Origin of the sequence: Methylobacterium indicum, assembly GCF_001043895.1 — a bacterium.
In the GTDB taxonomy this organism is placed as follows: Bacteria; Pseudomonadota; Alphaproteobacteria; order Rhizobiales; family Beijerinckiaceae; genus Methylobacterium; species Methylobacterium indicum.
The window spans coordinates 1-8,987 of the sequence record NZ_JTHF01000188.1 but is presented as its reverse complement, the minus strand read 5'-3'; the positions used below and the strand labels follow the sequence as shown (position 1 = coordinate 8,987).

The 8,987-nt window shown below is 70.8% G+C and carries 7 protein-coding genes; 2 read left to right on the top strand and 5 right to left on the bottom strand.

Annotated elements, in window-relative coordinates:
* Positions 1 to 707 (top strand): ferredoxin reductase domain-containing protein (locus QR78_RS21970; RefSeq protein WP_048429717.1); only part of this gene is annotated, 707 nt, incomplete at its 5' end.
* Positions 708 to 714: 7 nt separating this feature from the next.
* Here QR78_RS21970 and QR78_RS21965 read toward each other — a convergent pair.
* The 5 genes from QR78_RS21965 to QR78_RS21945 form a co-directional block, all read right to left on the bottom strand.
* On the bottom strand, positions 715 to 1,578 hold the full coding sequence (locus QR78_RS21965) for an MBL fold metallo-hydrolase (RefSeq protein ID WP_048429715.1): 864 nt from the start codon (positions 1,576 to 1,578) through the stop codon (positions 715 to 717).
* Positions 1,579 to 1,658: 80 nt separating this feature from the next.
* A complete protein-coding gene (locus QR78_RS21960; protein ID WP_048429714.1) occupies positions 1,659 to 2,690 on the bottom strand; it encodes an SDR family oxidoreductase in 1,032 nt (343 codons plus the stop codon).
* A 143-nt stretch (positions 2,691 to 2,833) separates the two neighbouring features.
* A complete protein-coding gene (locus QR78_RS21955) occupies positions 2,834 to 6,022 on the bottom strand; it encodes an efflux RND transporter permease subunit (protein WP_048429713.1) in 3,189 nt (1,062 codons plus the stop codon).
* 107 nt (positions 6,023 to 6,129) lie between these two features.
* Positions 6,130 to 7,263 carry an efflux RND transporter periplasmic adaptor subunit gene (locus QR78_RS21950; protein ID WP_048429712.1) on the bottom strand — a complete coding sequence of 378 codons (1,134 nt, stop codon included), beginning with the start codon at positions 7,261 to 7,263 and terminating at the stop codon, positions 6,130 to 6,132.
* Positions 7,264 to 7,450: 187 nt separating this feature from the next.
* A complete protein-coding gene (locus tag QR78_RS21945) occupies positions 7,451 to 7,771 on the bottom strand; it encodes a rhodanese-like domain-containing protein (RefSeq protein WP_048429711.1) in 321 nt (106 codons plus the stop codon).
* Between the two features lie 248 nt (positions 7,772 to 8,019).
* Between QR78_RS21945 and QR78_RS21940 the strand changes: the two genes are divergently transcribed.
* Positions 8,020 to 8,987: glycosyltransferase family protein (locus QR78_RS21940; RefSeq protein ID WP_048429716.1), on the top strand; the 968-nt coding region annotated here is incomplete at its 3' end.

Below are 8,987 nucleotides of genomic sequence, written 5' to 3'. Positions count from 1 at the left end.
CCCCGCTCTCCGGCGCGGTGATCGAGGTGGTGGTCACGGTCTCGCGCAACCTCGACGTGGCACCCGGCCAGGCGGTCGAGGTCGCCTTCGCGGGAATGCCGGCGCGGCCCTACTGCCCGACCCAGCGCATCGACGGCAACACCGAGCTCAACGAGCTCGTCTTCCACCTGCGCCGCGACGTCGGCACGCTGGGTCCCGCCCTCGGCGAGGCGGTGCGGCCCGGCCACGTCGTGCGCATCAAGGGACCGGCCGGCGGTACGCCGTACCGTCCCGGCCCCGGCCGCCTGATCCTGGTCTCGGCCGAGACCGGCTTCGCGCCGATCTGGGCGATCGCCCGCGCGGCGCGCCACCGGGAGACCGCCCGCGAGATGGTGGTGGTGGCGGGCGCCGCCGACGCCGACGACCTCTACATGCGTCCCGGCCTCGACTGGTTGCGCGCCACCGGCGTGCAGCAGATCACGCTCGCCGCGAGCCGCGACCGCCGCGGCCAGGCCGACGTGCGCCACGGACCCGTGACCGCCCACCTGCCGACCCTGCGCGGCAGCGACACCGTCCATGTCGCCGGCCCGCCGGACATCGTGCGGGCGGTCGAGCGGCTGTGCGACAGCGTCGGCGCGACCTGCGCCGCCCTCCCGTTCCTGCCCTCCCGCAGCCGGGCCCGCAGCCTGGTCACGCCGGGGGATACGGGGGCGCAGTTCGGACTGTGACCGCCCGTCAGCGAAGGTCGGAGACCGGCACCGGATAGGCGTGCGGGCGCCCGGCCAGCATCGCGTCGATCAGCGCCAGCACCTCGGCCCGCCCGACATTCGCCGCCTGCTCGAACGGCGTCCAGGTCTGGTGGAAGTCGAGCGCCGCGAAGACCTCGCGGTAGCGGGTGAGTTCCGCATGGGTGAGCGGTACGCCGCGCACGAAGGCCTTGTGGGCCGAGATGGTCAGGGCCTCGCGCGGGTTGTCCGGGTTCAGCTCGAACTTCAGCGCGTCGCCGCAGAACACGATGCCGCGGGTTGCATCGTGCAGAACGGCGTGGCCGTCGAAATGGCCGGCGGTGCGGTGAAGGGTCAGGCCCGGCAGCGGCTCGAGGGTATCATCGTACGGCCAGGAGACCTGGAGCGCCGCGCTCCAGGTAAAGTCGGCGGCGGGCAGGCACAGTTCGGGGTCGAAGCGGTCCTGGAGCTGGGGCAGCGCGCCGTAGCTGTGCGGGTGCGACGCCGACAGCAGTGTCATGCCACCGAGCGCGTCGATGTGGTCGAGCGCCGCCTCGCTGAAGACCGGGCAGCCCTCGAAGCCCATGTTGCCCTGGGGCGTGACGATCAGGTAGGCGCTCGGCCCGATGCCGGTGACCGGCTCGTTCCAGAACTTCCACACCCCCGCCTCGACCTCCTCCCAATGGCACGGGAAGGAGGCCTGCGCTTCTTCCACGTCCCGGAAGCGCCAGCCGTCCTGCGGTACGACGTGGCGGGCGTCGAGGCAGAGCGGGCAGCTCGGCGGCGCCGCGAAATGGCGCTGCCAGAAGCCGCAATTGTCGCAGACGAAGCTGGGCAGCTTGAGGGCGCCCGCGAAGGGCAGGTAACCGGGCACGCGAGACCTATCGGGGCGAGGCGGAGGGATGCGGCCGGAGATAGGGCGCGCCCGGCCGGGCGTCGACGCGGGGCGCCGCGTCAGAACACCCGCGGCAGGAGCCGGCGACGACGGCGCCCGAGGCGGCGCGCCGCTCCGGCGCCGAGGGCGAGCGCCGCCACGCCCCCGACGGCGAGCGCCGCGAGGCCGGCGACGAGGACGTCGCGCTGGCGGTCGGTGACGAACTCGCTGCGGGTCGGCGTGGTCTTGTCGGCGAATTTTCCGTCGATCGCGGCGGGTCCGGGAGCGGGTTCGAACAGGTTGCCGGCCTTGTCGGGCGAGGGCGGGCCGATCTGCGCGTCCCAGCCGCGGGCCATGAACCGGTCGGAGAGGGCCGGCGAGACCACCTGCATCAGGCCCATCTGCACGGTCGAGCGGCCGACATAGATGTCGCGGCGGCGGTGGTTGGCCGCGAACAGGATCGCGTCGGCGCAGAGCCGCGGATCGAAGACCGGGGCCGGGATGTCCTGCTCGGCGCCCGTGCGGGTGCGGGCCCAGCCGAATTGCGGCGTGTTCACCGCCGGCAGGTACACCACTGTCAGGTCGATCGCGACGCCCTCGTGCAGGAACTCGGAGCGCAGGCCGTCGGTGAAGCCGGTCACGGCGTGCTTGGCGGCGCAGTAGGGCACCTGCAGGGGCATCGCGCGAAGCCCCAAGCCCGAACTGACCTGCACGATGGTGCCGCGGTTGCGCCCCCGCATGTGCCGGAGCGCGGCGAGCGTGCCCCAGACCTGGCTCAGATAGGTGGTCTCGGTGACGCGCCGCCATTCCTCGGGCGCGATCTCCGGTGCGGGCGCGACGATCGACGACATCGCGTTGTTGACCCAGGTGTCGATCGGCCCGAGCTCGGCCTCGAACCGGTCGGCGGCGGCATTCACCGCCTCCGCGTCGGCGACGTCGGCGGAGATCGCCAGCACCGCACCGCCGTGCCGGCGCAAGGCCGCTTCCGCATCGCGCAGGCGGCCCTCGTCGCGGGCGACGATCCCGACCGACCAGCCGTCCCTGGCAAACGCATGGGCGGTCGCCAGACCGATCCCCGCCGTGCCGCCCGTCACCACCGCCACCCGTGCCACGCCTACCTCCCGATCTCTCGAATCAGGCCGGCAATGCGGGAGCCGGGCGGGCGGTTCGGGGGCGGCGATGCCGCACCCGAACCGACGACGCCCCCGGACGGTGGCGTCCGGGGGCGTCGGTTCGCGTCACGCGGTGAGGCCGGTCACCGCGCCGGCTCGGGCTCGCCGGGGTGCTCGTCGACGCCGCGCCAGCGGTTGATCCGGATCATGACGTTGCGGATCACCACGTAGAAGACCGGTGTCAGGAACAGGCCGAAGATCGTGGCGCCCAGCATGCCGAACAGCACCGCCGTGCCGAGCGCCTGGCGCATCTCGGCGCCCGGGCCGGTGGCGAAGGCGAGCGGCACCACGCCGAGGATGAACGCGAAGGCGGTCATCAGGATCGGCCGCAGGCGAAGCCGGCAGGCCTCGACGGCCGCCGCGACCGGCCCTCGGCGCTCGCTCTCCTCGATCTGGTGGGCGAACTCGACGATCAGGATCGCGTTCTTGGCCGCCAGGCCGATGAGCACGATGAGGCCGATCTGGGTCAGGATGTTGTTGTCCTGGGCCCGGAACTGCACGCCGGCCAAGGCCGCCAGCACGCCGGTCGGCACCACCAGCAGGATCGAGAGCGGCAGCGCCCAGGATTCGTACTGCGCGGCGAGCACCAGGAAGACCAGCAGCACGCCGAGCGCGAAGACGTAGATCGCCGTGTTGCCGACCGCCTTTTCCTGGAACGCGATCTCGGTCCACTCGAAGCTCATGCCGTCGGGCAGGGTCTGGCGGGCGAGCTTTTCCATCGCGTCGAGGGACTGGCCCGAGGAGACGCCGGGCTTCGAATCGCCCTGAACGGGAATCGAGTAGTACAGGTTGTAGCGCTGGACGATCTGGGGGCCGGCGATGTCGCGGATGCTGGCGAGCGTGCCCATCGGCACCAGCGCACCGGTGGAGGAGCGCACCTTGAGCCGCTCGATGTCCTCCTTCTCCATCCGGTACTTGGCGTCGGCCTGGGCGCGGACCTGGTAGATGCGCCCGAAGGTGTTGAAGTCGTTGACGTAGGCACCGCCGAGGTTGACCTGGAGGGTCGAGAAGACGTTGGCGAGCGGCACGTTCAGCATCCGCGCCACCGTGCGGTCGATGTCGAGGTAGATCTGCGGCGTGTCGTTGCCGAAGGTGGTGAAGACGCGGGTCAGCGCCGGGTCGCGGTTGGCCGCCCCGATCAGGTCGCCCGAGACCTGGAGCAGGCGGGCGATGTCCGAGCCCTCGCGGCTCTGCACCTGCATCTTGAAGCCGCCCGCATTGCCCAGACCCCGCACCGGCGGCGGCGGGATCGCGATGATGCGGGCCTCCTGCATCGGCGCGGTCTTGGCGAGCACGGCCTGCAGGATCTTGCCCGCCGTGAGGCCCTTCTCCAGGCGCTCCTTGAAGGGTTTGAGCGGCAGGAACATCACCGCGCCGTTGGTGGTGTTGGTGAAGGTCGCGCCGTCGAAGCCCGCGATGACGACGGTGTTGCCGACGCCGTCGATGTCGAGGGAGCGGCGCGAGACCTCCTGCACCACCGCGGTGGTGCGCTCGAGCGACGAGCCGGGCGGCAGCTGTACCACCACCAGCAGGTAGCCCTGGTCCTGGAGCGGGATGAAGCCCGTCGGCGTGGTGCGCACGAGGTGCAGCACGCCGTAGATCACGCCCGCGTAGAGCAGCAGCATGGCGAGGAGCGGCACGAGGCGTCCGGTGAGGAAGCGGATCGTCGCCGCGTAGCCGTTCGCCGTCGCGTCGAAGGCGCGGTTGAAGGTGTTGGCCGCCCAGGACCCGAACCGGGCCAGGAAGAAGCGCGGCCGGTGGTGCTCGGAATGGGGCTTCAGCAGCAGCTTGCAGAGCGCCGGCGACAGCGTCAGCGAGTTGAACATCGAGATGATGGTCGAGGCCGCGATGGTGAGCGCGAACTGACGGTAGAACTGGCCCGAGATGCCCGGGATGAAGGCGGTCGGGATGAACACCGCCGACAGAACGAGCGCGATGGCGACGACCGCGCCGCCGACCTCGTCCATGGTCTTGTGGGCCGCCTCGCCGGGAGAGAGCCCCTCGGCCATGTTGCGCTCGACGTTCTCCACCACCACGATCGCGTCGTCGACGACGATGCCGATGGCGAGCACGAGGCCGAACAGCGTCAGGTTGTTGAGCGAGAAGCCGAGCAGCGCCATCACCGCGAAGGTGCCGATCAGCGAGACCGGGATCGCGATGATCGGGATGATCGCGGTGCGCCAGCTCTGAAGGAAGATCAGGATCACCACGACGACGAGGACCACCGCCTCGCCGAGCGTCTTGTAGACCTCGTGCACCGATTCCGCGATGAACTCGGTCGGGTTGTAGGCGATCTTGAATTCGAGGCCGGGCGGGAAGTCCTTGGCCAGCGTCTTCATCAGCGCCTGGACCTGCTCGGCCGCCTCGAGCGCGTTGGTGCCCGGGCGCTGGAACACGCCGATGCCGATGGCGGGCTGGCCGTTGAGGAACGACTTCGTCGTGTAGTCCTTCTGGCCGAGCTCGACCCGGGCGACGTCGGAGATCCGCACCAGGCGCCCGTCGGACGCCTTGACGATCACCTTGCGGAACTCGCTCGGGTCCTGGAAGCGGCCTTGCGTCTGCACCGTGAGCTGGAACGCCTGGCTCGCGGGCGCGGGCGGCGCGCCGAGCGCGCCCGACGCCACCTGGACGTTCTGCTCCTGCAGCGCGTTGATGACGTCGGTGGTCGAGAGCTGGTAGGAGGCGAGCTTGTTCGGGTCGAGCCAGAGCCTCAGCGCGTATTCCGAGCCGCCGAACACCGTGATGTCGCCCACACCGTTGAGGCGCAGCAAGGGATCGCGCAGGCGCAGATAGATGTAGTTGGCGAGGTAGTTCTGGTCGAAGGTGCCGTCGGGCGAGAGCACGTGCACGACCATCATCAGGTCGGGCGAGGATTTTCTGACCGTGACGCCGAGGTTGCGCACGTCGCCGGGCAAGCGCGGCTGGGCGACCGAGAGCCGGTTCTGGACCAGCACGTTGGCGATGTCGAGGTTGGTGCCGAGCGCGAAGGTGACGGTCAGCTGCATGTTGCCGTCGTTGGTCGACAGCGACGACATGTACAGCATGTTGTCGACGCCGTTGATCTCCTGCTCGATCGGCGTCGCGATGGTGGCCGCCACGGTCTCGGCGTTGGCGCCCGGATAGGAGGCGCGCACGACGACCGTCGGCGGCACGATCTCGGGATATTGCGAGACCGGCAGCGAGATGTACGAGACGTAGCCGATGATCAGGATGACGATCGAGGTCACCGAGGCGAAGATCGGCCGGTCGACGAAGAAATGGGCAAAACGCATCGGTGGGCCTCTCGCGCCCTTCGGCTGGTCGGGCGTGGCGCCCCCGCGACGGCGGGGGCCGTGGCATCCTGACGGGCGCGCCGCCCGGTGGGGCGGCGCGTCCCGGCTTACTCGCGGACCGGCGGCAGTTCCTTGACCTCGGGCGTGACCTTGGCGCCCGGGCGCACCCGGGTGAGGCCGACGATCACGATGGTCTCGTCCCCTTTGAGCCCGTCGCGCACCACCCGGTAGCCGTCGATCTTCGGGCCGGGGCGGATGTTGCGGGGCTGGACGACGTTGTCGGGCCCGACCACGTAGACGAGGCGCTTGTCCTGGTTGGCGCCGATCGCCTCGTCGGGGATCAGGATGCCGCGATAGGGCTTCGAGGCCGGCATGCTGACGATGCCGAACAGGCCCGGCTTGATGAAGCGGTCCGGGTTCTCGACGGTGGCGCGCAGCAGCACCGTGCCGGTCGCCTCGTCGACCCGGTTGTCGACGAAGTTGAGCACGCCCTTGCGGGTGGGCTTGGCCTCGCCGGTCAGCGCCACCAGGATCGGCACCGTGTGCTCGTTCTGGGTCGCCCCCATGCCGATCTTGAGCGTGCCCTGGTAGGCCAGGAACGACCGCTCGTCGACGGTGAACGAGAAGTAGATCGGGTCGAGCGAGACGATCGTCGTCAGCAACGTCTGGTCGGTGATGACGATGTTGCCCTCGGTGACGTTCCGCTGCGAGATCCGCCCGTCGATCGGCGAGCGCACCTCGGTGAAGTCGTAGTTGAGCTGGGCCTGGCGCAGGGCGGCGGTGGCGTTGTCCACGTCGGCCTGGGCGGTCTGGGAATTCTGCCGGCGCTGGTCGGTGACCTGCTCGGAGATGTTGCCGGACCGGCTCAGCGTCTGGGCGCGCTCGAGATCGGTCTGGCTGAAGTTCAGCCGCGCCTTGGCCGAATCGAGAGCCGCGGTCGCCTGGTCGAGGGCCGCCTTGTAGGGCCGCCGGTCGATGGTGAAGAGCAAATCGCCCTTCTTGACCACGGCGCCGTCCTGGAAGTGGATCTTCTGCAGGTAGCCGGTGACCCGGGCCCGCACCTCGACGTACTCGATGGCGTTGAAGCGGCCGGTGAAGTCGTCGTGCTCGACCACCTCCTTGACCACGGGCTTGGCCACCGTGACCGCGGGGGGCGGACCGCCCGGAGCCTGGGCTCGCGCCGGCACCCCGGCCAGCAGCAGCAGCGCCGGGATCACCGCCGCCAGCCTCAGCCTGCGCATACTCGTTCTCCCGTTCATCTCGTGCATGCGGCCCCGTCGGACGCACGAAAGATGGGCCGGAGCGCATCCGCGTCGAGGGGCTTGGCCGTCACGGGAACCGCGCCTCGTCCGGCGCGGCCCTCCCGGGGCCGTGAAAGTCGCGTCCGCCCTGGCGGGCGGCTCCGCCCGCGAGGGCGGGAGGGATCATTTATTCGACGGCCTCGCCGGCATTGGCCCAGTCCTTGAACCCGCCGACATAGTGCTCCGAGAGCGCGATGCCCTGGCTCTGGAGATACTGCAGCGCCCGCGCCGAGCGGACCCCGGCGGCGCAGGACAGGACCGGCCGGCGGCCGTCCGCGGCGATCAGGGCCTGCAGGCGCTCGACGTCGAAATCCGAGAGCGGGAACGACACGGAGCCCGGGATGTGGCCGGAGGCGAACTCGTTGGGTTCGCGCACGTCGATCAGCAGGACGGAGTTGTCCGCCAGGCCGTTCTTCACCGCTTCCCGATTTAGATCGACGATCGCCATGGTCTCACCCGAACGCCGGCCCACCGCCGACCCACGATCTTAGCCGCCCCGTCCGGCTCTTGTCACCGCAACGCGACGGAACGCTGACGAATGCGATAAATCATCATCGCTCAGGGTTGCAAGGGCAACCATCCACGCGCCTGGGCGCGCCTTGTGCGCTGCCGCACAATGTGGATTCGGCGCCGCCGTGCCGCATGTGTAGGAACGCGGGCAACCGCGTCACCCTCGCCGAGCCGCACCAGGACCGCATGCGCCCGCATCCCGTCGCCTTCGACCTCACCCGCCTCGTCACCCGGCTGCGCCATGCGAGCCCGACCGGCATCGACCGGGTCGACCTCGCCTATGCCCGCCATCTGCTGGGGCAGGCCGGGCCGCGCTTCGGGGTGGTCTCGACGCCGGTCGGCCCAAAACTCCTCGATCGCCGGCAGATGACCGACCTCGTCGAGGGGGCGGTCGCGGCCTGGACCGAGGACGTCACGGCCGGGGACGATCCGGTCTACCGCGACCTCGCCGCCCGGCTCGGCCTGCCGGCACCCGCGGCCGGCACCGGCGCGGCGGCCCCCGAGGGGGCGGCGCAGCGGCGCAAGCGTCAGTGGCGGGCCCGGCTGACCGCGTGGCGGGCGCCCGGGCCCGAGGCCTTGCCGCTGAACGCGCTCTACCTCCACACCTCGCATCTGCGGCTCGACAAGCCCGCGCGGTTCGACTGGCTCTACGACCGGCCGGACGTGCGGCCGGTCTTCTTCGTCCACGACCTGATCCCGATCGAGTATCCCGAATACGGCCGCGACGGCGAGGCCGGCCGCCACCGGGTGCGGATGGAGACGATGGCCCGCCACGCCCAGGCGATCGTGGCGAACTCGGACGACGTGGGACAGCGCTTCTCAGGCCACGTCGCGGGGCTCGGGCTCCGGTCGCCGCCGGTCACCGTCGGGCCGCTCGGGATCGAGGCCGCGTTCCAGGCCGCCCCCTCGCCGCCCGCAGCACGGCCGTTCTTCCTCGTCTGCGGCACGATCGAGCCGCGGAAGAACCTGATCACGCTGCTGTCGGCCTGGCGCGAGCTCGCCGCGCGCCACGGGCCGGCGACGCCGCGCCTCGTCGTCGTCGGGCGCCGGGGCTGGGAGAGCGAGAACGTCATCGACCTGCTGGAGCGCTGCCCGGCGGTCCGCGCCCACGTCACCGAGGCCTCCGGCCTCTCGACCGCCGGGCTGGTGCGGCT